Below are 25,640 nucleotides of genomic sequence, written 5' to 3' on the forward strand. Positions count from 1 at the left end.
AATGAAGATCCAACCTTGGCTTCCGCATCATAACCTAAACCTCTCCCCCAGGTAGATTTTCCTTGCCTCCTCGTTATTTATAAGATCGTAACTACTGCCCTCAATAAGAATCTCACCCTTATATATTATATAAGCTCTGCCCGTAATTTCAAGTGTTTCCCTCACATTGTGATCTGTTATCAAAACCCCTATGTCCATGTCTTTAAGGCCGAGAATGATGTCCTGGATTTCCTGCCTTGTTTTAGGATCCACCCCAGTAAAAGGTTCGTCAAGGAGCAAAATTTTAGGGTTTAAAGAGAGAGCTCTTGCCACTTCTAACCTTCTTCTTTCTCCACCCGAGAGAGTATAGGCGAGTTGATCTTTAAGATGGTAGATTTCCATCATCTTTAAATACTTCTCTGCGGTAGCCCTTGCTTCTTCTTTTGGAACACCACGGTATTCGAGAATGGCAAAGACATTATCAAAAACCGTTAACTTTTGAAAAACCGAAGGCTCCTGAGGAAGATAGGAAATTCCAAGGCGTGCTCTTTGATACATGGGCTTATTCGTAATCTCCACATCGTCAAGAAAAATTCGCCCTTTATCGGGCCTTACCTCCCCCATAATCATGTAAAAAGTCGTGGTCTTGCCAGCTCCATTAGGCCCAAGAAGTCCGACAATCTCTCCACTCTTTACCTCAACGGTAACCCCATTTACCACTTTCTTGTTCCCGTAAGATTTGTGCAAATCAATTGCCTTCAGTACCGCCATTTTCCGTTTCCTCTTTATAATACCCTTTAACTCTTGAGGCTCTAAACCACCTTAAACTATCGGTACCCTCTGCATAGAAATAAAGAGAATCTCCTTCAAGATAGATCTCTTTCCCCCCTTCTTTATTAATAAGTGAGGGGGATTCAAAGGCTACCAAGCGTTCTATTTTGTTTTCCTCAGTTAAGTAAAGATTTATCACATCCCCTTTTACAACAGTAGTGGTATTTTTGACCCATGCATTTTTCAAAAGTTCTGCATACTTGTGGTTTCTCATATAAACAAGTGAATCTCCCTCACCCTCAAAATCCTTTCCCGTTATTCTCACACCCTTTGAAGCATGAAGAACCGAATCGCTATAAAGGTAGTAATGAGATTTCAGAATCACCGTATCTTTTCCTCCAAAATAGGTTATAGAGGAATTCCCTTTCGCTTCAATCATGTCCTTCTTTAGCAGAACTTCTTCAGCGGCAGACTCAATGGAATCTTTCATACTTCTAAGAAAAACGTTCCCGTAGGCAAGTACTTCATTCTCCTTCAAAACGACCGAATCACTCTTCAAAAATTCGCCAGCCCCTGTAATTTCACAATTCCCATAACCCATAAAAATTTTCTCCCTTTCATAAATTTTTGCAAAGCCACAACGTAGATTCCTTTCACCTTGTATACCCTGAACAGGTCCAGAGAGCTCCATTATACCCTCTTCCTGATAATATACAGCGACAGGGGAAATAATTAATGTGTTAGAATCTCTTACAACAACCCCGCCGTAAAAGGTAATTAATTCTTTCCCACCTTCTCTTATTATCTTCATCTCGCCACTCTCAACTTTATACAAAAACAAAGAAACAAGCAGAAAAAACATGATATAATTTTATTGCCTGCAACTTAAAGTTCAAAGAAAAAGCTCCCCCTAAAAAATCTGGTTGAAGATCTCAAGTTTATTAATAATTTACAGGTCAAGGAAAACGGCGAGCGTACTGCATCGTTATGATTTCCAAAAAAGCTTGATTAATAAAAGGAGATTCACTGTAAATGAAAGTTGTGGAAAAGCAGAGAGTAAAAGGAAGAGCGATGAAGATACCGAAACAGGGACACACTAAACATGGGATTGAATAATTATCTTGTGAAGCAAAACCCATCAGATTGTGAAATCTCCAAAGAAAGGCGAAATTTTACTAACCTCAGTCTAAGTATAGTTTCCATTCCACCTTTTTCAAAATCCCCTGTTCAACATAGAAATTGACCTCACTCCCCGCTTCCGTTGTGTAAATCAAAAGCGTTTCAGACTCCATAGCGGGAACTCCGAACAATTTTTTAATTTTCTCGACCTTATCACCAAGTTTTATGTAGTTCAATTTGATTCCCCTATCCTCTACCCTTAAATAAAAGACAACTGATTTACCAAAAGTTGGACTTTCGTATCTTTTTAACACGCATCCCCTGTAATACTCGGTGATCACATAATCTCTCACCCCTTCGCAATGTGGATTCTCAACCTGTATAGTCTCGGCTCTTTCAACCTTTCCCAGCAACCTAAATGAAGAAGGATTGTAAAAGTCCACTCCTGCTACCCCTTTTTCTGAAAACTTTTCCAATCTTTCAGAAGGTCTTTCCTTCCTTGAACATCCAAATACAAAGAGAAATACAAACAAGAGAAAATATCTCATTAACGCCTCCTCATTCATACCTTAAAGCCTCAGAAAGGTTCAATCTGCTGGCTTTTATTGCGGGGAAAACACCCGCTAAAATGCACACCATAGTGGAAAAAGGGGTTCCTGCCCCGCGCCAAGGAATTCAAAACGAGGTTCAAGTCTAAAAAGAGGAACGGTAATACCCGCCGCAATAACCCCAATTCCTACACAACAAAGTCCTCCAACAATGCAGATAATCACACTTTCAATTAAAAACTGCAAAAAATATCCTTTCTTCTCGCTCCTGCTGCCATCCGAACACCAATTTCTGAAGTCCTTATCTAAGTTATATTTGACGCTTTTTTCACCGATGTAACTATTTAAAATCCGCTGAGGATTTAGCGGCCGTGCAAAACAACCCCCCACAGCTCCCTCACTGGCATTTACAGGGCTTACAGAAAAGTTAAACTCAAGATCTATTCCAAGATAAGTTACGAGTTTCTCACTTAAACTTATCAGACTTTTGTACCTTTTCAGATTCTCTTCTGACCACGAAGAGAAACGAACCCGGGGATAATAAATACCCCTGTGGATTTGGTGTTCAAACTTAGCATTTTTTTAGTTCTGAAGGGAGGGAAAAAGAACACTTTGATTGTTTTGAAGAGAGATTCTGATTGCATCCTAAAGGGACAATGTTATTCCTATAATTAAGATGCATATTCCTAAAAATTTTAGAGTCATTAGCCAGGAAGGGAAAAGGCTAATGACTCTAAGAAGTAAAAATTAAATTTCGCAGAAGGTGCCTCTGGTTACATACTGACCGACGCAACCATTGGGCCTCTACGCAACCCCGTATTTTCTCAATTCCCAATGAAGGTGAGGACCTGTTGATACCCCTGTGCAACGCACCAATCGTTTGATTGAATCGGGGTAAAGACTGACCCACTCTAACATAAATTGCGCTTAAATGAGCATATCTTGTCTCCCACCCTGCAGAATAAGCACTGTGGTCAATATAAATTGCATTTCCATAACCGCTTACTCAACCTGCAACTGTTACCCTGCCCCTTCCAGCATTACCCACACCTCTCCCAGTGGGAGCAACGATATCCGTCCCATAATGGTATTTATACTCTCCAGTAACAGGATGAATTTTCCAACCAACTGTTGAGGTTATTGTTCCACTAATGGGGCATCCGAAGGCACTGGCGATACCTACAAACAAGAGAGTTATTACTAACATTATTGCAAGTTTTAAGACCCTCTTACTACACCTCCTTTTTAAGCTAACATAATTTGCGCAAATTTCGTGCCAAAATTGTCTTTTTTTATATTCTTTTCGGGTTTAGACTTAAAAGTTCGAGCCCTTTGTGGGTGTCAAAATTTTCACACCCCCTTCCCAAAACTAACGTGAATAGACATACTCTCAAAATCCAGCTACCAACGAGATTTAGCATCAACACTTTATTAAAAAAGTTGCTAATGCAGAATTTTCCACGAACCGATATGACAAATCCGTGAATATATGCTAACTAATTCTCACTACTTCCACCCCAAATGCAACTTAAATCCTTAAAAAACCTATAACGTCAAAGCCTCAATAATGTACATACGACCAAGTGGCTAATGTTATAAAACCGCTCAGATTTAATATTGGCACTATGTAACCTCTTTTAATCCTTGAAGTTACTTCGCTCTCTAAATGAAAGTTGGTAATATTAATCAAAAACTACAAACTTTCCCTTCCTAACTATTTTGTCTCCCTGAGTAAGTCTGTAGAAATAGACCCCCTTTTCTACGTTTAAACTGATTTCCGCTTCACGCCTTCCATCCAGATAAACCCTTTTCACTACCCTTCCCATAACATCATGAACCACAAGGGTGACGTTCTTAAGGTTTCTGTCAGCCTTTACAATGAGTTTCTTACCCTGATTGTAAATCTTCAAATCCAAAGCGGCAAGCGGACCATTCTCTCCAGAGGTAGTCTGTCTAATGACCGCAGTAGGTGTTTGGTACGTGGAAGCAGAAGTATACCTCTGTGACCACCCACCACCGGGAGGAACGATGGCAGAAAGGAAGTGAGCCATAGAATCAGTAAAAGTCTCGTAATTAAAAGTATCACTGAACTCAATTCTGTAATAGCCCTGATTGAGATTAGAATATCTTGAGAGTTTCAGGGTGTTTCCAGTGCTGTGTTCCTTAACCTCAATCGTTAGATCAACGGGGGCCTGAAAAGATGCGACATATAAACTCTCCATTACTGCATATCCATTACCAAAATAGATAGTGTCAGGATAAAAGAGATACAAAACGTAAGAATTAGCAAGGAGAATTGAAGGATTGGAATAGGTCGAAGTATCAGTATACCTATTGGACCAACCGCCATCAGGGGGCGTAAGAATACCATTAAAATAGATCTGTTCATCTACACCCTGATCGGGAACGGTGTCATTAATTTGAAAAACTGTATAACCTGAAGAAACCCCCGTTTGTCTATTAGAGGCCAAAACCTCACCAGTATTCCTGTTTTTAACCTCAAGGATGAAATCTGCGGGCGACTGAGAAGAGGCTACATAAAGACTACAAACCACAGTAAATAAGGAATCACCAATCAGTGTGTCAGGGTAAGACACAAACACCACATAGGACGTATCACTTAGGTTAGTTCTAACAGTGGTGGGGGTAGAATAGGTTGATGCGTAGGCATATCTATTAGACCACCCACCACCAGGAGGTGCTAAAACGGATAGGAAATAAACCTGATAATCATATCCACTATCGGGAAGGGAAATGGTTGGATCAAGTCCAAAAGTCTTTATCCAGTATCCAGAAGAGATATTTGACACACGCTCACTGTAGAGGACATTTCCGGTTCCACGGTGTTTTATTTCAAAAATAAGATCGGCTGGAGCTTGAGTTGGCGCAATATAAAAACTATCCTGAACTGTAAAATTCGAATCAGCATAGACCTCCGTAGGATAAGACTTGTAAACCACGTGAGAAGTATCAATATAAGAAGTATCAGTAGGCACACTTTTGACCTTTGTGGGAAGCAATCTCGTTGAAACGTAGGCATATCTATTGTCCCAGTTACCACCTGCAGGCACAACATAAGTCACAAAATAGACATAATAATCGTAGCCGCTATCCGGTAAAGAAATTGTAGAATCACTCCCAAAGGTCTTTATCCAGTATCCAGAAGTAAGATTAGAAACCCTTTGTTGGTAAAGCACCGTTCCAGAAGAATAGGACTTTATTTCAAAAATCACATCGGCAGGGGCCTGAAATGCAGGAATATAGATGCTATCACGAACGGTGAAATTTGTATTGGCATCTACACTGTCTGGATAATTGGTGTGACATACAAAAGAAGGATAAGATAAACCCAAATGCTTACACAACCCCTTAGTGTAAGCATAGGCCTGCCTCTCCACGTGAGCATACCAGTTGTATTTGTACCTCCAGGACTCGTTATAACTACCAGCATAGTCAATAAAAGAACCTTCACCAAGAATTGCCGGCATCGTTGTATTTCGCAAAACGTAGTAGTCTGCAGTTTTTGCCCCACGGTCATTGTATCCATACGCCCTCACAAGCTCGACATGCGTAGAATCTCTCAAATTAAAACTGTTAGAACTGCCGTAAATGTAACAATAGGTCTCAGTACCCTGGACGGTGCCGTCATAAGCATTCTGGTGAATTGAAATGAATCTATCAAAGGAGTTGGAATTGGCATAATTTACCCTCGCCTCTAAGGAGACATCTACGTCTGAAGTCCTCGTCATCTCAACGCTGGTGACATTAGGAACCTGAATCATAAATTCCTTAGCCTTTAGCGCAACATCTAAATTAGCTTCCTTTTCGGTGTAATAACTGCCCGTTGCACCAGGATCACTACCACCATGCCCGGGGTCCAGACAAATGGTCCAGGCAAAAAGAGGACCCGCCCAAAAAGCTAAAAGTATATAAGTAACAAACCTCCTCATAATAAACCCCCATTTGCCGAGAATCCCACCTCACCTTAATAATTTACCAAAATTAACGTACCCTAAACTACCCTCTGGGGTGCAGAAATAAACTCTCTTTCCGTCTGGGGAAAAGAAGGGTTTTAATTCCGAAACATCTTTAGAACTGGTAAGTTTCTTTACGAACTTCTCAGCAACGGAATAAACGTAGATCTCTGAGGAAATTATGTCATATCCATTATCTTGAGAAATGTTAAAAATAAGCAAATTGCCATCTGGAGACCAGGAAGGATTATTCCCCTTCGAAACAAAAATACTTTCACCGCTACCTATGTCGTATATGAAGATTCCTTTGCTTATTTCATTGTATGCGATGAATCGCCCATTGGGAGAGAACAAGGGTGCGAAAAAGACTCCATCATCGGTAATCTTTTTCTTATTCCCATCCCAGTCAATTAGGTAAATCTGATCATCCTCTTGAAAGGCGAATAACTTGGCTTCAGGCGAATAATCTATGTAGTAGCTCCTGACTCCATCTATAGTGGTTTTTAAATTTCCAAGGGTATCGACAATATGGAGAACTCCACCAAAGGTATAAGCCAGCAATGAATCGTCGATCCAAACAGGGAAGCCAACCTTTTCTGAGTGCTCTACAATAACTTTTTCACTCCCATCGAAGTGAAGCAACTTGATCTTATCGTAATCGGCATATAGAATCTTATCCCTGTTCGGCGAAAGGGCAAGCTTAAAGGCATTCCCTTCAGCAATTTTTTTAACATCACCCGATTTAACATTGTAGAGATAGATCCCCTGATATTTAGGACCAGAAAGGATCAGCTCCTCGTTGGACTTTGCACCGACCAGGATATAAAAGTTTGAGAGTTTAATGAGACTACACACCAATAATAAGGACACCATAAAACCCTCCTTTTAAACTAAAGCTTACCCCCAAACATATAATGAAAGAACAGAATAATAATAATGTATTTTTTGACCACGTTCAATAAAAACCGCTGCATAAAAGCCTGAGAATGGAGAAATAAATATTCACCTGTGCAACAAAATACGGAGAATTCCAAATGCTCTCATTCCTTGTCTATACAGGCAAAAGAGCCAGCATCACATCTTGAAAAACGTCGCTTTTATGAATAAAGTTAAAGGCTGGAAAAACTTTTACCAAATTTCCAAAGTTAATGGGTTTTCTACCACATAACTGAATAGAAAAATGGAAAACGCAAAGTTTAACTAAAATTATCTATTTTAGATAGCACCGTAAACCAAATACACCTCGTGAATTTGCATTAACTGAATATCGTACGACGGGTCAAAAATTTTATACCCATCATATGTTTTAAAATATCAGCATGTCCGACGAAGTCACCAAATTAAAGCAACTCATCTTAAAAGCCCGATGTATGATGGTCCTTACAGGAGCGGGAATTTCAAAAGACAGCGGAATTCCAACGTTCAGGGGTAAAGATGGGTGGTATAAAAATCACCCACCTGAAGAGCTTGCAACCCCCACGGCTTTCAGTAAAAACCCCACTTTCGTCTGGGAATGGTACAACTACAGAAGGAAAATTATCTTATCTGCATCGCCAAATGAAGCACATTATAAAATAGCGGAACTCGAGAAGCATTTCCCCTGCTTTTTGCTTGTCACCCAGAATGTGGATTCATTACACAGAAAGGCTGGTTCTAAGAAAATAGTGGAACTTCACGGAAATATTTTCAGAACAAGATGCACAAAATGCGATATTGAGTTTCCTGAAGATTACAAAATATTCAAGGACGAAGAACTTCCCCCGAAATGTCCACATTGTGGAGGAATTTTGAGGCCATCAGTTGTGTGGTACGGTGAATCTCTTAATCCCTACGATATAGAGCGGGCCTTCTCTTTCGCAAAAAAGGCAGATTTAATCCTGGTTGTGGGAACAAGTGGCATTGTTTATCCTGCTGCAATGCTCCCCTCTATTGTAAAATCTCACGGTGGTATTGTTGTTGAAATTAATCCCGATACAACCCCTATAAGTGAGATTGCAGATTTAAAAATAAAAGAGGGCGCCAAAAGCGCCCTCTCAAAATTAACATGGGACTTTTGAAATCAATTTTGACCTATTCTTAAAAGGAACATTCTAAGCATTTCTATCACATCCTCACTGGTTTCCTGTGCTTCATAATGGAAGGAAGTGTAGAGAAGACTTCCTCCATTATTAAAGGGCCTTGCGAGAACAGCTAAAGGTGCACCAGTAATGTTTGCACCACCTGATGTGGAGATATCTGCCTTTAATAATGACTTAACATCAGGCTTCACACTGTCAATTACGACCCATCCATCATGGTCAAACACTATTGTAACCGAGTCTTTTCCAATCTGACTCTTTAATACATCATCAACTATTTCAGCCTCTACCGTGCCTCTCGAACCTGTGCCATAGTCACCATTATCGTCGTAAAGGAAAATCTTATCCGAAAGTCCCAGAGAATCAATTACCCAGTACTGCTAGTCTGAGGCATAGATGTTACCACCCTGCTGGACATATTCATTTAAAGTGGCAGAGCTAATAGGAGGAATTGCAGCATTACAGTTAAATGCAAGAAGATCAAATTTTCTGAGTGTTTCAAGGTCAGCAGGGAAATTTCCAGGATCATAGAGAACATAACCACTTGCGCTGTCATCCGGAGAATTTATTCTGCTTATACCTATTTGTTCAAATATAGCTTGAATAGAATCAAAAGCACCAAGCATCACAGCTATTTTAAAATTCGTGTTATTAATGAGAATGAATGGTGCAGAAGAAGGAAAAAGCTCCCTTACCTCACCTTCAGAAAGATTCAAACAAACTTCAGTTTTAAATATACCTCCATCAATCACGATGGTTCTTTCTCCTGCTGGAACATCCACTCTGAAAAAACCGTTTCTGTCTGTATATCCGGAATAGGACGGAGCCCCATTATCGTAGATGTGCACCCCAGGAGCAGGAAGTGCGTCAGAAAGATACACATACCCTGTTACTGTAGCCATTTCTGTTTCCTCAATTTCGCCACTTCTACAAGAGATAGCCCCTATAAGAAAGACAGGTATTACAATTTTGGCGACCCACCTTACCATCCCTTACCTCCTTGTCAGTGCAAATTATAAACTTAATATAGTAATTGTCCCAAATACCAAAAGATAACATGGAGACTGATAACCCTTATTTCTTTCCATTATAAGCAATGATTAAATATCTACCCTCATGGGATATAATTACTTAATCTTTGGAAATTGTACGACATACTGCATTCCCTCATTTTTGTAGATAATAAGGATGCAGTATGTCGCGTTTTTCTTTCCCTGTATTTTTGAGGAAACCTGAACATTTCAAGTAGATTACTTTTGAGGAACACCGTATCTTACTCACTATATATCCAGCACTATATCCTCAAGTCTCCTCTTAGGAACGTGGTGAATGTCATTTTCATCACGCCAGTACTTTATATCCCCTTCAGGGCCCACTTCTTCAATTACAACCTTTTCCCTGGGCTTGCCAATGGCAATCGCATAAATAATCTCGTATTTATCAGGAATTTTAAAAAGTTCCCTGATTTTATCTCCGTTCAAGGAACCCATTATACAGCCACCAAGTCCTTTCTCAACGGCACCAAGTAAGATAGACTGCGTTGCAAGGCCGGCATCAATCAAATAGTTCTTAGAAACTCCCTTCTCTGCAAGAACGATGATATAAGCAGGTGGCCTCTCACCAACCTCTGGCCCAGCCCAATCCTTAAGGTAGGCGGCCCAGGTAACATTCTGAAAAATCAATTCGCACCTTTCAGGGGTATTGACAATGATATACCTCAGTGGCTGCAAGTTCATACTGGAGGGAGAAAGCCTCGCAAGATCTACAAGCTCTAATAACATTTCTCGACTTATCTTATAATCTTCATAATACCTTCTGTAACTGCGATTTTTAACGATAAGTTCCTTTAACATCACAGCCTCCTTTTATAAAATTTTATACATTCTCAAAAATAAAGGCAAATGCCTCTACCTAAAGGAATATGAAACTTTACCTTCTCTTCAAATCCAAGACTTCCATAAAAGTTTATTGCATTCACATTTTCTTCTTCTACATCGAGAACAATTCTTTTACTTCCGCATCTTTTTACTTCTTCCTCAGCCATTTGCATAAGCGCCTTAAACATACGGTAAATAGGACGAAGAAAGTAAAAACAATTTTACGAAATCATGAACATCCTCCGGTAAACCCTGGCAAACAGTTAGCATAGCCCTTATCCCGGTTAAATTATAAATTTCAAAGAATAATAAAGCAAAATCGCTTGAACCCGCTCTTCATTAAACTCTGTACTTTTCGAGGGTCTTAGAGAACGACCGTTTCAACTCGAAAGAAATCTTGCGTTTACCGAATAAAGATTTACAAAAAACTTATCTTTTGGCCAATCAAATGTTTCATAACCGAAGATTATTACAAATCTATAAAAACCTACTCGGCACTCACCTTCCCAGGCGTGTAAGTGAATACCAAAACTCCAAGCTTGGCATTAATACCCATCACAGGAGTTGCAACACGAATAATATTGGCATCTGCCGAAACAGTCACATCATCCACCTCCAAAATTTCAGCAGGATAATAATCTGCAAATTTCTGCCCCTGCAACTTCTTATCCGTAGCTAAAACAATTACACCCTGAGGATCTACAAGAAGTATTTCTTTGAAGCCCTTTTCCTGAACAAGCCTTTCCATATAATCATTGATCTGTTCGTAATTTCCTTTAATCATCTCCTTCCTGATAGCCCAGGTCAAAGGCAAAGCAACGACTTTCAGGAGCTCCTGAGTGCTCTCATTCACCATAAGCTGTGCCTTTTCAACCATTACAACTTCTTTCTCTTTTACCGTCTTTTCCATCTGCCTCACCTTCATGTAGCCCCAGAGGTACATCCCTGCAGCTACAATGATGAGAATGAACACCAGATACCAGCAGAAGCCCAGTTTTTTAGCCATATACACCTCCTCTAACTTTCAAATAATTATACATCCCCGTGAAAATAAAATCCATGTACCTCACAAGATCCTTTCCTTTAGCGGAAACAAGAGACTTCTCAAATCTACAAATCCCCAAGTTAAAAAAACTCGATCCACCCCCCTCTGCCCAAACTCCCGAAAGCCCACCACTTAAAAATCTCCTTTAAAAAGTTTTTCTTAGCCCACCCTTTGCTTCACCTTAAGTCTCCGGAAATGGATATTTCCAATCAGACCAGCAATAGCCCCCAAAAGCTACAAGCAATATTCAAACAAAACTTAACCTTAACCCGATTAAGATTCTCTCATTTTACCACAATAATTCTCAAAAACTTCCCTTCTTTCCTGTTTACAAGGAAATAAAGTCCGCTTTCCAGCGCAGTGTTGACCCTCCTTCCGTCCGGTCCAAAAATTTCATAGCCATCTTTATCCATCCCTTCAAAATCCTTTACCGACAAAATCAATATTCTCCTTGATGATTTTCCTTCAGAGTATACCATGCTTTCTCCGATTGAAAGGGCTACAGAATTTACTGCACCTGGCGTTCCATAGGGAGCCTCTGATGCAGCCCAGCTTTCAGCGAGAGTATTGTCATAATATGGACTTATGAGTTCAAGAGAAGGCCCACCACCATCCGGCTCTGTAGGCCAGGGAGATGCATCGTCATATGACACGATGTCCACTGTGGAATCACTATTATCAACAAGCTTTACCCACTCTCCACTATTGGAGAGCTGAACACTATCACCTATGTTTATTAAAATTTCATCCCCATCTGTAAGGTATGTCTGATATTCGGCTTTCGAAAGCAAAGAATCAACATTTCTTGCAAAGACCACAAAGTAATTCGGGGGAACTTTTGTACCGGCAGGCACATGGGCTACCTTCTCAGGCGTGTTGTCCATAAGATACCATCCCGACATATCAACGGTATCGGTGGTGGCGTTCCAGACTTCCACGTATTCCAAGCATGAATCATCACCCCAGGAGGCATCTGGATTATACATTATCTCATTTATAACAATACCGGCATTAACTTCCCCTCCTGGAGCTGATACCGTATAACTCAAAGTGTCTGAATATGTTACAGCACCCGAATCATCCTTTGCCACCACATAATATGAAATGGCAGTACCCTGTGGATATCTGCCAATATTAAAATAAAAGGTATCCCCCTCTTGTAGAAAGTGGTAAGAAGGTGTATAAGAACTGCTATTTACCGAGAAATACATAGAATCAGTTAAAAGTCCATGGTCGTCTGTTATCGTAGCCCTCACAACCACAGAGTCCGTGTCCGTTGGTAATGAAGGAATATGCCGAAGATTTGAAATAACGGGTGGATTATTTTGCTGTGCTTCCACTTCTGCAAGCCAGAGGCATAGGTTAAGTGTAAGCGTAGAATCCTGATAAGTATACCATCCATCATATAGGTTATCCCCCGGATCCCCTGTTCCATCATCAACAGGTGACGAGTCACCAAAGCCTCCAATTCTTCCATTCCCGTAGGTACCCGTAAATACTATTACATTCTGTGTACTTCCCAATGGTTCTCCATCCTTCCATATATGCCCCTGGAGTGAAGGGTTTATATCGGTCTTCAGCACAGCGACGTCACCTTGCCAGTAGCCGAATGTGTCAACATCACCTATTGGCCCGTGTATAATGGGATCGGTGGGATCAGTGTTCACATTGGTAAATGAATCACTTATGGAGTTATTCGGCTCACCGGTTATGTTAAAATGAACGCCAAAAATGTTTTCAAATGCTGCATTAAAAACCCTTGGTGAGTCCCACCCGTCATTATCCCTATCGGAAGCATTGTGGTCAGCGATCATCAAAAACCCACCTCCATTATACACAAAGTCAACTATAGCCTGAACTTCGGCAGATGATAACGGATTTTGCGGTTCAACCATAACGAAGACATCAAAATTTGATAAATCTAATGGGCTTGATGTTCCGTAAGTAATTGCACTATCAGGTGGAAGGGTTACTACTTCGTGGCCAAGTCTGTAAAGGGCATAGCCCCAGGATGAAATTGCTCTATCCCAATCGGTAGGTGATGTGGGATTCGGTGGCTGTGGGTAGGGATAATCACTATCTATAATCCAGTCAGCATTTCCGGCGGTTTCATTTTTCGTGTAATCAAAAAGGAATCTGGCTGCATCAAGCCCGCTGGAGCAAAGCATAATACCAACGATAATTGCAGTGCAACGGTGCATAAATACCTCCCATCAATCTTTCAAGGTTGAAAGTATAATGTTTCCACTGCCATTTCTGCAAGCTCGCAAGCTCAATTCCCGTTTTATACTTAAAGGTAATGTATACTTTTTTAAAAACAATCTTTCAAGCCATTCTTTTTATCTCAATCAACCCTGAATGCATACACCTTTGAGAACCTCACATTACCAACCTTATCAACTGCTGCCACGTAGAACTCAACAACAGAATTTTGCCCTACCCGTATTTCTGCTTCAAAGGGCTCCTCACTTAAACCATATCCTCCCACAGGTTTAATCCCCGGGCTTTATAATAATGTACAAATCCAGAGAAATGAGAGGTATTTTATATGGCCCTTGACGTTAAAGCCCTTGAAAACTGGCTATGGGAGGCGGCCTGTTCCATTCGCGGGCCGGTTGACGCCCCAAAATTCAAAGATTACATCCTCCCGCTTGTCTTCCTGAAGCGACTTTCAGACGTTTTTGAGGACGAACTTAACCGACTTGCTGAAGAATTTGGTGGCCGAGCAGCAGCAGAACGAATAGTAGAAAGTGAACGCGAACAGGGCACAATTGCACAAGGACGTGGCTCTGTGCGCTTTTACATTCCCGAAAAGGCACGCTGGGAAGCCATCCGCACTCACGGGCAAGCAGGACTCGGGCAATTTCTCACCGACGCTGTGAGGGCTGTGGCTCAGGATAACCCGCGTCTTCAGGGCGTCATTGACATCGTGGACTTCAACGCCACAGCTGCCGGACAGCGCATTGTATCCGATGAGTATCTGGCCCTTTTGGTTAATGCACTTTCGCGTCATAGGCTGGGGCTTTACGATGTAGAACCGGACATCCTTGGACGAGCCTATGAATACTTACTGCGTAAGTTCTCGGAGGGACAGGGGCAGAGCGCTGGAGAGTTCTATACTCCGCGGGAGGTAGCCATCCTTATGGCCCACATTCTGGAGCCCGAGCCCGGCATGACAGTTTACGATCCTGCCTGCGGATCAGGAGGCTTGCTCATAAAGTGTCATCTACGCCTTCTGGAAACGCACGGGGAGGAGCAAAACGGCCGACGTCGTCTACCGCCGAAACACGCACCCCTTCGCCTCTATGGCCAGGAGATCAACCCCACCACCTTTGCCATGGCCCGAATGAACGCGGTCATCCACGACATGGAGGCCGATATCCGCTTAGGTGATACCATGCGCAACCCTGCCTTCAAGGACAAGGCAGGCAGGCTGGAGCGTTTTGATCTGGTAGTAGCCAATCCCATGTGGAACCAGAACTTCCCCACCGAGATTTATGAAAACGACCCTTACGAGCGCTTCTCTTTCGGCGTTCCGCCATCCTCCAGCGCCGACTGGGGCTGGCTTCAGCACATGCTCGCCTCCCTCAAAGATCAGGGCCGTATGGCGGTAGTACTGGATACAGGTGCGGTTTCACGGGGGAGCGGCAACCAGGGCTCAAACCGCGAGCGCGACATCCGCAAGGCTTTTGTGGAGCGCGACCTCATCGAAGCTGTGGTGTTACTTCCCGAGAACCTGTTTTACAACACCACCGCACCCGGCATCATTCTGGTAATCAACAGAAAGAAGAAGCATCCAGGCCAGATCATGCTCATCAACGCCTCCAAACTCTTCGCCAAAGGCCGGCCCAAGAACTACCTGGCCGAGGAGCACATCAAAAAGATCGCCGGCCTCTATCACGAGTGGAAAGCCGAGGAAGGCCTTTCTGCCATCATCACCAACGAAGAGGCGGCCCGCAATGATTATAACCTCTCACCCAGCAGGTATGTGGTGACCAACGACAAAGAAGAGGTCCTGCCCTTGGAGGAGGCAGTGGTGCTGTTGCGGGAGGCTGAGGAGGAGCGTGCCCAAGCTGATGCGCAGCTTAAGGAAGTGTTGCGGGTGTTGGGTTTAGGAGGACTCAATGCCAAAGATTCATGAGAGCGAAAGCGAAACCCTGGAGTTTAAACGTCAGTGGACGGACAGGGCTTTGGAGGATCTGGCCGCCTTCGCCAATACTGAGGGAGGGGTCCTTCTGATCGGCGTTCGAGAAGACGGTGAAGTTGTTGGAGCGAAGTCTGATGATAAGGAACTTCAACGCATAGCCAATCTGATTGCTTCTCATTTGGGCATAACGCCCTCCTTGGAAGTGGCGGAGATCGAAGGCCATTCCGTGATTAAGATCCGGGTGGAGCCCGCGCCTTATTTGGTAAGCTATGGAGGCCGATACCTTCGCCGAGTAGGCACTACCAACCGAGACTTCGCGCCGCAGGAACTGGCCCGCCACATTCTAAACCGTTCCGATCGCCATTGGGACGGGCTTCCGAGCGAATGGAGTATTGAAAAAGTCGACGGAGAAGCCATCGCCTATTTTGCACGCCTTGCCCTTGACAGGCTTCCACAGATTGATCCAGCTGAACCTGAACATGTCCTGCAAAATCTTGGCCTTCTCAGCGAAGGTCGGCTCAGCCATGCGGGAGTTTTACTCTTTGCTAAACATCCGCAGCGCCTCTTCCCTCTGGCGCAAGTACGGATCGGTATCTTTCGAGGGGATCACATCCTGGACAGTCACGATTTTCAGGGCACGCTGTGGCAACAGCTGGATGGTGCCCTTGAGCGTTTCAGGCAGATACTCAAAGTGCGTTTTGATATTCAGGTGGAGAAACCTTCACTGGAGGGGCTTCAACGCCGGGAGGTCTGGGAATATCCGTTAGAAGCCCTGCGGGAAGCGGTGGTGAACGCCCTCATTCATCGAGACTACACCTATCCGGCGGATATCCAGATTCGCCTCGAAGAAGATCGCCTTGAGATCTGGAGTCCGGGCGAACTACCTCCACCTCTTACACCGGAGGCACTTTACGGGCCTCACGCCTCGGTATTGCGCAACCCCCTCATCGCACAGGCCTTCTACTTTGCCGGCATCATTGAACGCTGGGGAACGGGCACCACGCGCATCGTAAATCTCTGTCGCGAGCAGGGGCTGCCGGAGCCCGAATTCGCCAACTGGCAAGGAGGTGTCCGTGTTACCTTTCTGAAAGACCCTTACACGCCGGAGCGGCTCCGTAAGATGGGGCTGAACGATCGGCAAATCAAAGCTGTGCTATATGTGAAGGAACGGGGAAGCATCAGCAATCGGGAGTATCAGGCACTAACAGGGGTCAGGGAAAGGACGGCTACCAGTGAACTGGGGCAACTGGTAGCGCTTGGTGTTTTCGAACGCATCGGCACCACAGGCCGAGGAACGCGCTATGGCGCAAGAAAGCCGCAAAAGGCGCAATGAAGGCGCAGCAATGGAGCAAAAGGCGCGTGAAAGGATGCAAGGAGTGTTCGGAAATGGCTCAAAGGGGACTTAAAGGGGACACAAAGGGGACAAAAGAGCCATGACAGGAAAGGAACAGGGCAAAGCTTGGAACAACAATACCTTAGATCTCCCCGAAGGCTACCGCATGACCGAGCTCGGACCATTGCCCGAGGAGTGGCGGGTGGTGAGGTTGGGGGAGGTGGTAAGTTTAACTAAAGGGCGAAAGCCGCCTAAACTGTTGAACGCTTATGTTGCTGGGGCTTTGCCATACTTGACAGCTGACTATTTTCGTACAGGGGCTGCCAGCGGGTGGGTTCCGGTTGAATGCTTATCTCGCATGCCACTCTGTTCCCGAGAGGATGTAGTGCTCATCTGGGACGGCTCAAAAGCTGGACAAGTTTTTACAGGTCTTGACGGAGTCCTCGCATCCACCATGGTTCGGGTTACGCCTACAGAAGACCTCCGTCAGGACTATCTTTTTTTCCTCCTTTCCATTCAGTTTGAGCTGTTAAACACGCAAACAACAGGGTCAACTATTCCCCATGTCAATAAGGAGCTTTTCCACAATCTTTTCATCCCCCTTCCCCCGCTCCCCGAGCAGCGCGCCATTGCCCACGTCCTGCACGCGGTGCAGGAGGCGAAGGAGACTACCGAGCGGGTCATCGCCGCTGCGCGGGAGCTGAAAAGGAGCCTCATGCGCCACCTCTTCACCTACGGCCCCGTGCCCGTGGACCAGGCCGACCAGGTTCCCCTGCAGGAGACCGAAATCGGCCCCATCCCAGCGCACTGGCGGGTGGTGAGGCTGGGGGAGGTGGTAAGTTTAACTAAAGGGCGAAAGCCGCCTAAACTGTTGAACGCTTATGTTGCTGGGGCTTTGCCATACTTGACAGCTGACTATTTTCGTACAGGGGCTGCCAGCGGGTGGGTTCCGGTTGAATGCTTATCTCGCATGCCACTCTGTTCCCGAGAGGATGTAGTGCTCATCTGGGACGGCTCAAAAGCTGGACAAGTTTTTACAGGTCTTGACGGAGTCCTCGCATCCACCATGGTTCGGGTTACGCCTACAGAAGACCTCCGTCAGGACTATCTTTTTTTCCTCCTTTCCATTCAGTTTGAGCTGTTAAACACGCAAACAACAGGGTCAACTATTCCCCATGTCAATAAGGAGCTTTTCCACAATCTTTTCATCCCCCTTCCCCCGCTCCCCGAGCAGCAGGAAATCGCCCGCATCCTGCGCGCGGTGGACGAAAAAATCCAGGCCGAAGAAAGGCGAAAGGAGGCGCTGGAGGGGCTCTTCAAGGCGCTGCTGCACCATCTGATGACCGCCAGGGTGCGATTGCCCAAGGAATTCATTGCCCGGTTTGAGGAGGTGACCAACCATGAGTAACCTGCTTTTCAAAAAGGTGGATTACACCGTAGGAAAACTGCTGGAAGATATCGCAATTGGGGAAATCGGGCTGCCGGACATCCAGCGGCCCTTTGTATGGGACACTAGCCAGGTGCGTGACCTCTTTGATTCCATGTACCGTGGTTATCCCATCGGCACCCTGCTCTTTTGGGAAAATGGCTATCCCGGCGAACACCGCATCATCGGGGTGGACAACAAGCAAAAGGTCCCCCACCTGCTCATCGTAGACGGCCAGCAACGCCTTACCGCGCTTTACGCGGTGATGAAGGGCGTGCCCATTGTGGACAAAGATTTCCAACAACGCCGGTTACGCATTGCCTTCAACCCGGTAGAAGAGAAGTTCGAGGTCACCAACACAGCCATCGAACGCAGTCCGGAATGGATTCCCGACATCAGCGTGCTCTGGCAAACCGACTTTGATCAGTATGCTTTCGTCTCCGAGATTATGGAGCGCCTGGCCGAGCGCCACCTGCCCACCCCCGAAGACCGCAAACGGATTCCAAAGGCGATCCAGCGGTTGGTCAACCTCATCAACTACCCGCTGACCGCGCTGGAAATCTCGGTCAACGCCACGGAGGAACAGGTTTCGGAGATTTTCGTGCGCATCAACAGCCGTGGCCGCACCCTCAACCAGGCGGATTTCATCCTCACGCTGATGTCCGTCTTCTGGGATGAAGGCCGCAAAGAACTGGAAGACTTTGCCCGCCGGGCCAAGCAGCCCTCGGCGGATAACTGCCCATCTCCTTATAATCCGTACTTTCAGCCGTCGCCGGACCAACTGCTACGTGTGGATGTCGCCCTGGCCTTCCGCCGCGCCCGGTTGGAGCATGTCTATTCCATCCTGCGGGGCAAAGACTTGCAGACCGGCGAATTTTCGCCCGAACGCCGCGATGTCCAGTTTGCGCTCTTGCAAGAAGCCCAGGCCAAAGTGCTGGACCTGCAGAACTGGCACGAATTTCTTAAAGTGATCAAGCGGGCTGGATACATCCACCCCAAGATGATTACCTCCGAAACGGCGCTGGTCTACACCTATGCCCTATGGCTCATTGGCAGCCGGGATTTTAGAATGGATCTCTCTAATCTTCGCGACCTAATGGCCCGGTGGTTCTTCATGAGCTCCCTCACCGGCCGCTACACCTCTTCCCCTGAGACGCGTATGGACCAGGATTTGGCCATGCTGCGCAATTTGTCCCGTGAGGAAGATTTCGTACGGGTCCTCGAGCACGAGATGGCCGCGGTGCTGACTCAGGACTACTGGAAGGTGACGTTGCCCAACGAACTGGCCACCGCATCGGCCCGAAACACCGGGCAATCTGCCTATTTCGCCGCTCTGTGCATCCTTGACGCGCCCGTGCTATATTCACGCATGAAGGTTCGCGACCTGCTGGACCCTTCTACTCACGCCAGGAAACAGGCCCTGGAACGCCACCATCTATTTCCCCGAGGATATCTGCAGAGTCAGGGCATTACCGACCCCCGTGACATCAACCAAGTAGCCAATTATGCGCTGGTGGAATGGTACGACAACATTGACATCAGCGATCAACCGCCGGCTGAATACGCGCCCCAATACGAAGCGCGCTTTAGCAGCGACGAGTTGCGGGAAATGTACGAGTTCCACGCCCTGCCCGAAGGATGGTACACCATGGATTACGAGACGTTTTTGGAAGAGCGCCGCAAACGCATGGCCGCCATCATTCGGCGGGGTTTCGAACGCCTTTCACAGGGACAGATATGCTAGCCACAATCAATATGGGTAGATGTCGGCGTGGCCCTATAATCAATTTTGGCGCACAGCGTTTCGCCGCCATAATCTCTATATATCGCATTATATATACACATGTGGGAATACACGGAAATGCGACAAAAACCTCGGAGGCAGCCCATGACCCTCGGGAGTGAACGGAAAGCAGTTCAAAACCCCTTCCTTCGCTATGCCCAGGAGGTGGGTTGGAAGTATCTTCCTCCAGAGGAAGCCCTGCGCCTTCGAGGTGGTGAGGACAGCCCGATTTTAAGAACAGTTTTGATAGAACAGCTCCAGCGGCTTAACCCCGGTGCGGTAGATTCGGTAGCCAAAGCTGAAGAAATTATCGCCCGATTGGTGCGTGTAAGGCCCAACATTGAAGGGAACCTTGAAGCCTGGGAATATCTCAAAGGGCTTAAGACGGTCTTCGTAGAGGCCGAACGAAGAGAGAAAAACATCCGCCTTATTGATCCAAAGAATGTAGAAGCCAATACCTTCCACATCACGGACGAGTTTCGCTTCATTTCGGGTCACACCGGTATCCGAGCCGACATTGTACTCCTTGTCAATGGGATCCCCGTTGTTGTAGTGGAAACTAAGGCTGCCACTCGGTCTGAAGGGATCGCCGAGGCCTTTGACCAGATTCGCCGCTACCACGAGCAGGGACCAGAACTTATGGCCCAAGCCCAGCTCTTCGCCCTCACCCATCTGGTCAGGTTCTTCTATGGCCCTACCTGGAACCTTTCCCGTAAGGCACTGTTTAACTGGAAGGACGAGCAGGCAGGGGACTTTGAAACCTTAGTTAAGACTTTTTTGGCACCTCGCCGGTTGCTGCGTTTACTTACAGATTATATTCTCTTCGTTAGAAAGGATGGTGAACTTTCCAAGGCAGTACTCAGACCTCACCAGATGAGAGCAGCTGAGAAGGTGATCGTCAGGGCTGCTGATCCGGAGAAGCGGCGTGGTCTTATCTGGCATACTCAGGGGTCCGGTAAAACATACACCATGATCACAGTAGCCAAGTTGCTCTTAGAAGACCCTCATTTTGAGAACCCCACGGTGCTCATGATAGTGGACCGCAATGAACTCCAGCAGCAGCTCTTCCAGAACCTGGAATCAGTGGGATTTAATCGAGTTGTTGTAGCTCAAAGCAAGCGTCACCTGCGCGACCTCCTGAAGCATGACACCCGGGGGCTGATTGTCTCAATGATCCACAAATTTGACGACGCTGATGCCAATCTAAACACTAGAAAAAACATCTTTGTACTTGTGGATGAAGCCCACCGCTCCACCGGTGCTAACCTGGGGAACTATCTGATGGGTGCACTGCCCAACGCCACATTCATCGGCTTTACCGGCACACCTGTTGACAAAACAAGCCACGGAAAGGGCACCTTCAAGGTTTTCGGCGGTGGAGATCCTGGTGGTTATCTTGATAAGTATTCCATTCGCGAATCTATCGAAGACGGTTCAACGGTCCCACTTCATTATCAGATGGCTCCCAACGATCTTGTGGTGGACCGAGAGGCGATGGAAAAAGAATTCTGGTCAGCAGCTGAACTTGAGGGCGTGGCCGACGTAGAAGAACTAAACCGTGTTCTTGACCGGGCTGTCACCCTTAAGAACATGCTCAAAAACCCTGACCGGATTGAGAAAATCGCCGCTTTTGTGGCGGACCACTTCCGAAAATATGTGGAACCCATGGGCTACAAGGCCTTTCTGGTAGCGGTAGACCGCGAGGCTTGCTGTTTCTATAAAGAAGCACTCAATCATTACCTACCATCTGAGATGAGTCAGGTACTCATCAGTCGCGGGTATAACGATCCACCCCACATGCGGCGCTACCACATAAATGAAGAGGAAGAAGCTTCTATCCGCAGGGCTTTCCGTAAACCTGATGAAAACCCCAAGATCATAATTGTTACCGATAAGCTTCTTACCGGATACGATGCGCCCATACTGTACTGCATATATCTGGACAAGCCTATGAGAGACCATGTACTGCTACAGGCTATCGCCCGTGTCAACCGTCCCTATGAAGACGAACAAGGCCGTCGTAAGACAAGCGGTTTGATCGTTGACTTCCTTGGCATCTTTAATAATCTGGAGCGCGCACTTGCATTTGACTCAAAAGATGTGGAAGGGGTCGTTCAGGGGCTGGAGGTATTGCAATCCCACTTTTCGGATATGATGCTTGAAGCACGGGAAAAATATCTTCCAATAGCTCAAGGGAAAAACGAAGACAAGGCCGCGGAAGCTGTTTTACTTTATTTTCGGGACAAAGAAATCCGCGAAAAATTCTATCGATTCTTCCGCGAACTTGAAGAAACCTACGAAATTCTCTCACCAGATCCATTTCTTCGCCCTTATCTGGAGGATTACCAGAAGCTGGTAAACATGTATCGTCTCCTAAGAGGCGCTTACGAACCAGGCGTGCCAGTAGACAAGTCATTCCTGCATAAGACTGCTCAAATCGTGCAAAAACACACAACTACAGAAACAATACACGAACCGCACAAAACCTATGAAATCGGGGCTGGAGCGCTTCTGGCTTTGACTAAAAACGATAAACCCGACACAGTAAAGGTGTTCAACCTTCTTAAAGAACTATATCGACTCGTTGAACTTGAAGGTAAAAAGGAACCCTATCTCATTCCCATCGGGGAGCGAGCAGAGGCTATTCGTCGTGCCTTTGAAGAACGACAACTTGACAGTCAGCAGGCTTTAGAACAACTTTCAGAACTGGTTCATGACATTCAGGAAGCACAGACACAGCGACAGAAAAGTGAACTCTCACCGGAAGCTTTTGCTGTAGCCTGGTGGCTAAGAGTGCAAAAGGGAATTGACGCAAAACAGGCTGAAAAGCTGGCCGCTTCTTTGGAACCCGCCTTCCGAGACTTTCCCCACTGGGCTGTAAGTGCAACTCATGAGCGTGAACTACGCAAAAAGATTTACAAAGAGCTAATCAACGCGGGTATAAAGGATGTGGTTGCCTGGACCGACGAGATGTTCACCTTACTCCGAAAGGCTACGACATGAAGAAAAACAAAAACAATCCAATAGAAACTTTTCATGAAAATGTTACCCGGGATATCCTTATTGCTGAGGTACTCACCTGGGCTCGGCGTGTAGGCGTGGAAGATCGACTGCGAGAAATTCAAATTCGCCCCATGAAGCAAAAGTGGGCAAGCATATCCACCCGAGGAAGACTTACCTTGAATCTTGAACTTTTGAACCAGCCTGCTTCATTTCGCCATGAAGTCATCGTGCACGAACTCGTACACCTCAAGCTCGGGTACGGTGCTCACAATAAGCTTTTTAAAGCCCTTGTGCGAGCAATTCTTCACCAAACCACATAGATATTGAGCCTATCCTTTTTACGATCCCCCGATTTTTAGCCTGTGCTCTGCTGCTTCTAAAATGGCTTTGAGAAGTTCAGAATAAGACATTCCAGCAATACCTGCCATCTTTGCAAGATGTCCGTCCCAACACCAGCCGGGATTGGGATTTACCTCAAGGAGTTTAGGATTACCTTCTGCATCAAGCCTCCAGTCAAATCGGCAGTAATCTTTGCAATCCAGCCTCTCAAACAGCCTCAAACAACACCCCACAATGAATTTTTCTGTTTCCTCTGGAAGATTGGCGCGTATAGACTTAATGTTCCAGTAGGGAGAATCCGGAAGCCACTTGGCTTCGTACCCGCATATTTTGGGAAGCTCAGGCGGTAGAGCCGAGTAATCTTCCTCAATAACAGGCAAAACTCTGTAATCTTCTGGGGGATTCCCAATGATTCCCACGCTCAGATCTTTCCCCGTAAGGAATTCTTCCACTAAAATTGGTTTATCATAACCAAATTTTTTCCGAACTTCGGAAATTGTAGTCAAGAGTTCTTCAAAACTGTTTGCAACACTCTTTTGCGTAATTCCAAAACTTGAATCTCCAAAGTTGGGTTTCACGATGACTGGAAAACTTAAAGGAAGCTCAAATATTATGTCTTCAGGGTTTATAAGAACGGCAGAAGGTACGGGGATTCCCATTTCTCTTGCAACACCGCGCACGAGGGATTTGTCGTAACAATTAATAAGTGCCCGTGGCCCTGAACCAGTGTATGGAATACCAAGCATTTCCAGCAAAGCTGGTATATGGGCCTCCTTCCGTGGGTCGTTGTAATAACCTTCATCACACAAGTTAAATACGAAATCTATCTTGGGTTTCAGTTTCATCAGGTCATTAATCAGGGTATCATGATTGGTCAGGTAGGTAAAATTATATCCTTTAAGCTCCCTTAGAGCGTCCTTCAGTTGATCAATCGTGTAGAGGTCATCATCATCAAAAACACTTAAGGGCTTAAGTGGATCTGGCTTCTGTGGATCGCCGAGAAGGACGACTACATTCCTGGTTGCCTTCGTTTCCTTCTTTTTAACCGGTGTCCATTGCTTTTTAGCCACAGCAGTCACAACGATTCTTCTTTCCATCATCCCCAAATCCTGCTTCCTTTGAGAATCAGGTGAGATTTCTCCGTGAAACGTTACGTCACTGAAACCCACAGTTTTTAAAAGCTCGCTCAGGCTATCATGAGTATAAAGCCTTTCTGCATAAAACTGGTCTGCTATAACGCCTTTTTCCACATGAGTAATTATTTCTCTTGATATTAAACGCTGTTTGTCCAGGGAAAGATAGCGCTCCCTGCAAACAAAATACTTTTTGTCTAACCACTCCCACGATCTGGGCTGAAAGTTTTCCCTCAGATATTCACCATTAGCTACATCTATAAGAAGCCTTCCCCAGGGTTTGAGAACTCTGAAAACCTCTTTTAGAACTCTAAGATCCTCCTGAATCGTCTCAAAATAGCCAAAGCTGTTTCCCAGAATTAGCACAACATCAAAAGTATCAGGTGGATACGGCAGTTTTCTGGCATCTCCTTCCCTAAATTTGACATTTAAGTTTTCCTTTTTCGCCTGTGTTTTTGCCTTTTGAATCAGGTAGTGTGACCGGTCTAATCCTTCAACATTTTGAAAACCGCGCCTTGCCAGTTCTAAAGAATGACGGCCCTGTCCGCAGCATAAATCCAGAATTTTATCGTCTGGTGAAAGTCTGAGGATTTCCGAGAATATATCCACCTCCGCCTTAGTGATAAGCATATCATCCACCACATCTGCATCCGTTTTCAGGTAGAGTGAATTGAAAATCCGTCGCCACCAGTCTGGTGGCACCTGTTCTTCCACGTTAACCACAGGGCCGAGACACCTGGGGCCTTTTTCATTGACTGCCCTTTTTCGGACTATTTTAGGCTTGGATAATTTTTCATCCATATTTTACCCCCTGAAGGGTGATGTATAGCCTGAGTTTATAGGAATATTTAAAGTTTCGCCGTAAGGCGAAATCTGATTAGAAAAGGCGGCAAACTTGCGTCTACCGCCAGGTAACGGTATTTCCTCGTCCATCTAATCCCCCGCCAATGTAAGTGCTTTATTATAATCTTCACCTTTTGAAAAAAAGCAAGTTTTACTTCCTGCGTTTTCCAGGCCTTTCAGCATGCTTATCATTCAAATTTTGAAAACTTCGTTTGTAACTTTTCCAAAATTTGACAAAAGCC

General features: G+C 45.4%; 22 protein-coding genes. 7 read left to right on the forward strand and 15 right to left on the reverse strand.

The window, feature by feature from the left end; all coding sequences use genetic code 11:
- Nucleotides 1-27: 27 nt before the first annotated feature.
- The 6 genes from lptB to QMD82_05485 form a co-directional block, all read right to left on the reverse strand.
- Complete coding sequence (lptB, locus tag QMD82_05460) at nt 28-750, reverse strand: LPS export ABC transporter ATP-binding protein (GenBank protein MDI6851366.1); 723 nt, start codon at nt 748-750, stop codon at nt 28-30.
- Nucleotides 728-1,612 carry a hypothetical protein gene (locus QMD82_05465; GenBank protein ID MDI6851367.1) on the reverse strand — a complete coding sequence of 295 codons (885 nt, stop codon included), beginning with the start codon at nt 1,610-1,612 and terminating at the stop codon, nt 728-730. The genes lptB and QMD82_05465 overlap by 23 nt, the downstream gene beginning before the upstream one ends.
- 319 nt (nt 1,613-1,931) lie before the next feature.
- Nucleotides 1,932-2,417, reverse strand: coding sequence for a hypothetical protein (locus QMD82_05470; GenBank protein ID MDI6851368.1), 486 nt, complete (start codon nt 2,415-2,417; stop codon nt 1,932-1,934).
- Between the two features lie 1,006 nt (nt 2,418-3,423).
- A complete protein-coding gene (locus QMD82_05475; GenBank protein MDI6851369.1) occupies nt 3,424-3,624 on the reverse strand; it encodes a hypothetical protein in 201 nt (66 codons plus the stop codon).
- Nucleotides 3,625-4,099: 475 nt separating this feature from the next.
- Nucleotides 4,100-6,367 (reverse strand): N-acetylmuramoyl-L-alanine amidase, encoded by a 2,268-nt coding sequence (locus QMD82_05480; GenBank protein ID MDI6851370.1) that lies wholly within the window; start codon nt 6,365-6,367, stop codon nt 4,100-4,102.
- Nucleotides 6,368-6,397: 30 nt separating this feature from the next.
- The gene (locus QMD82_05485) at nt 6,398-7,264 is read right to left on the reverse strand and encodes a hypothetical protein (GenBank protein ID MDI6851371.1); all 867 of its coding nucleotides are present in this window, start codon (nt 7,262-7,264) and stop codon (nt 6,398-6,400) included.
- A 446-nt stretch (nt 7,265-7,710) separates the two neighbouring features.
- Between QMD82_05485 and QMD82_05490 the strand changes: the two genes are divergently transcribed.
- A complete protein-coding gene (locus tag QMD82_05490) occupies nt 7,711-8,448 on the forward strand; it encodes an NAD-dependent deacylase (GenBank protein ID MDI6851372.1) in 738 nt (245 codons plus the stop codon).
- Between the two features lie 2 nt (nt 8,449-8,450).
- Here QMD82_05490 and QMD82_05495 read toward each other — a convergent pair whose 3' ends face one another.
- From QMD82_05495 to QMD82_05525, 7 genes are all read right to left on the reverse strand, one after another.
- Complete coding sequence (locus QMD82_05495; GenBank protein MDI6851373.1) at nt 8,451-8,696, reverse strand: hypothetical protein; 246 nt, start codon at nt 8,694-8,696, stop codon at nt 8,451-8,453.
- Nucleotides 8,697-8,849: 153 nt separating this feature from the next.
- Complete coding sequence (locus tag QMD82_05500) at nt 8,850-9,458, reverse strand: hypothetical protein (GenBank protein MDI6851374.1); 609 nt, start codon at nt 9,456-9,458, stop codon at nt 8,850-8,852.
- A 291-nt stretch (nt 9,459-9,749) separates the two neighbouring features.
- Entirely contained in the window at nt 9,750-10,322 is a 573-nt protein-coding gene (locus tag QMD82_05505; GenBank protein MDI6851375.1) for a nitroreductase family protein, read from the reverse strand.
- A 32-nt stretch (nt 10,323-10,354) separates the two neighbouring features.
- Nucleotides 10,355-10,534 (reverse strand): GNAT family N-acetyltransferase, encoded by a 180-nt coding sequence (locus QMD82_05510; protein ID MDI6851376.1) that lies wholly within the window; start codon nt 10,532-10,534, stop codon nt 10,355-10,357.
- Between the two features lie 299 nt (nt 10,535-10,833).
- Nucleotides 10,834-11,352 (reverse strand): hypothetical protein, encoded by a 519-nt coding sequence (locus QMD82_05515; GenBank protein MDI6851377.1) that lies wholly within the window; start codon nt 11,350-11,352, stop codon nt 10,834-10,836.
- Nucleotides 11,353-11,675: 323 nt separating this feature from the next.
- On the reverse strand, nt 11,676-13,592 hold the full coding sequence (locus tag QMD82_05520) for a lamin tail domain-containing protein (protein ID MDI6851378.1): 1,917 nt from the start codon (nt 13,590-13,592) through the stop codon (nt 11,676-11,678).
- Between the two features lie 143 nt (nt 13,593-13,735).
- A complete protein-coding gene (locus tag QMD82_05525) occupies nt 13,736-13,879 on the reverse strand; it encodes a hypothetical protein (GenBank protein ID MDI6851379.1) in 144 nt (47 codons plus the stop codon).
- Between the two features lie 60 nt (nt 13,880-13,939).
- Between QMD82_05525 and QMD82_05530 the strand changes: the two genes are divergently transcribed.
- From QMD82_05530 to QMD82_05555, 6 genes are all read left to right on the forward strand, one after another.
- Nucleotides 13,940-15,532: a class I SAM-dependent DNA methyltransferase gene (locus QMD82_05530; protein MDI6851380.1), complete on the forward strand. Its 1,593-nt coding sequence runs from the start codon at nt 13,940-13,942 to the stop codon at nt 15,530-15,532.
- Nucleotides 15,516-16,871 (forward strand): helix-turn-helix domain-containing protein, encoded by a 1,356-nt coding sequence (locus QMD82_05535; GenBank protein ID MDI6851381.1) that lies wholly within the window; start codon nt 15,516-15,518, stop codon nt 16,869-16,871. The genes QMD82_05530 and QMD82_05535 overlap by 17 nt, the downstream gene beginning before the upstream one ends.
- Nucleotides 16,872-16,971: 100 nt before the next feature.
- Complete coding sequence (locus QMD82_05540) at nt 16,972-18,279, forward strand: restriction endonuclease subunit S (GenBank protein MDI6851382.1); 1,308 nt, start codon at nt 16,972-16,974, stop codon at nt 18,277-18,279.
- Entirely contained in the window at nt 18,272-20,041 is a 1,770-nt protein-coding gene (locus QMD82_05545) for a DUF262 domain-containing protein (GenBank protein ID MDI6851383.1), read from the forward strand. The genes QMD82_05540 and QMD82_05545 overlap by 8 nt, the downstream gene beginning before the upstream one ends.
- Before the next feature lie 144 nt (nt 20,042-20,185).
- Complete coding sequence (locus QMD82_05550) at nt 20,186-23,083, forward strand: HsdR family type I site-specific deoxyribonuclease (protein MDI6851384.1); 2,898 nt, start codon at nt 20,186-20,188, stop codon at nt 23,081-23,083.
- Complete coding sequence (locus QMD82_05555) at nt 23,080-23,403, forward strand: M48 family metallopeptidase (GenBank protein ID MDI6851385.1); 324 nt, start codon at nt 23,080-23,082, stop codon at nt 23,401-23,403. The genes QMD82_05550 and QMD82_05555 overlap by 4 nt, the downstream gene beginning before the upstream one ends.
- An 18-nt stretch (nt 23,404-23,421) precedes the next feature.
- On the opposite strand, the gene QMD82_05560 is transcribed toward QMD82_05555, so the two are convergent.
- Both QMD82_05560 and QMD82_05565 read right to left on the reverse strand, forming a co-directional pair.
- The gene (locus QMD82_05560; protein ID MDI6851386.1) at nt 23,422-25,356 is read right to left on the reverse strand and encodes a methyltransferase domain-containing protein; all 1,935 of its coding nucleotides are present in this window, start codon (nt 25,354-25,356) and stop codon (nt 23,422-23,424) included.
- A gap of 3 nt (nt 25,357-25,359) precedes the next feature.
- Nucleotides 25,360-25,488, reverse strand: a complete 129-nt coding sequence (locus QMD82_05565) for a hypothetical protein (GenBank protein ID MDI6851387.1) — start codon at nt 25,486-25,488, stop codon at nt 25,360-25,362.
- Between the last annotated feature and the right edge of the window lie 152 nt (nt 25,489-25,640).

Source organism: bacterium, assembly GCA_030019025.1.
In the GTDB taxonomy this organism is placed as follows: Bacteria; Hydrothermota; Hydrothermia; order UBA1063; family UBA1063; genus UBA1063.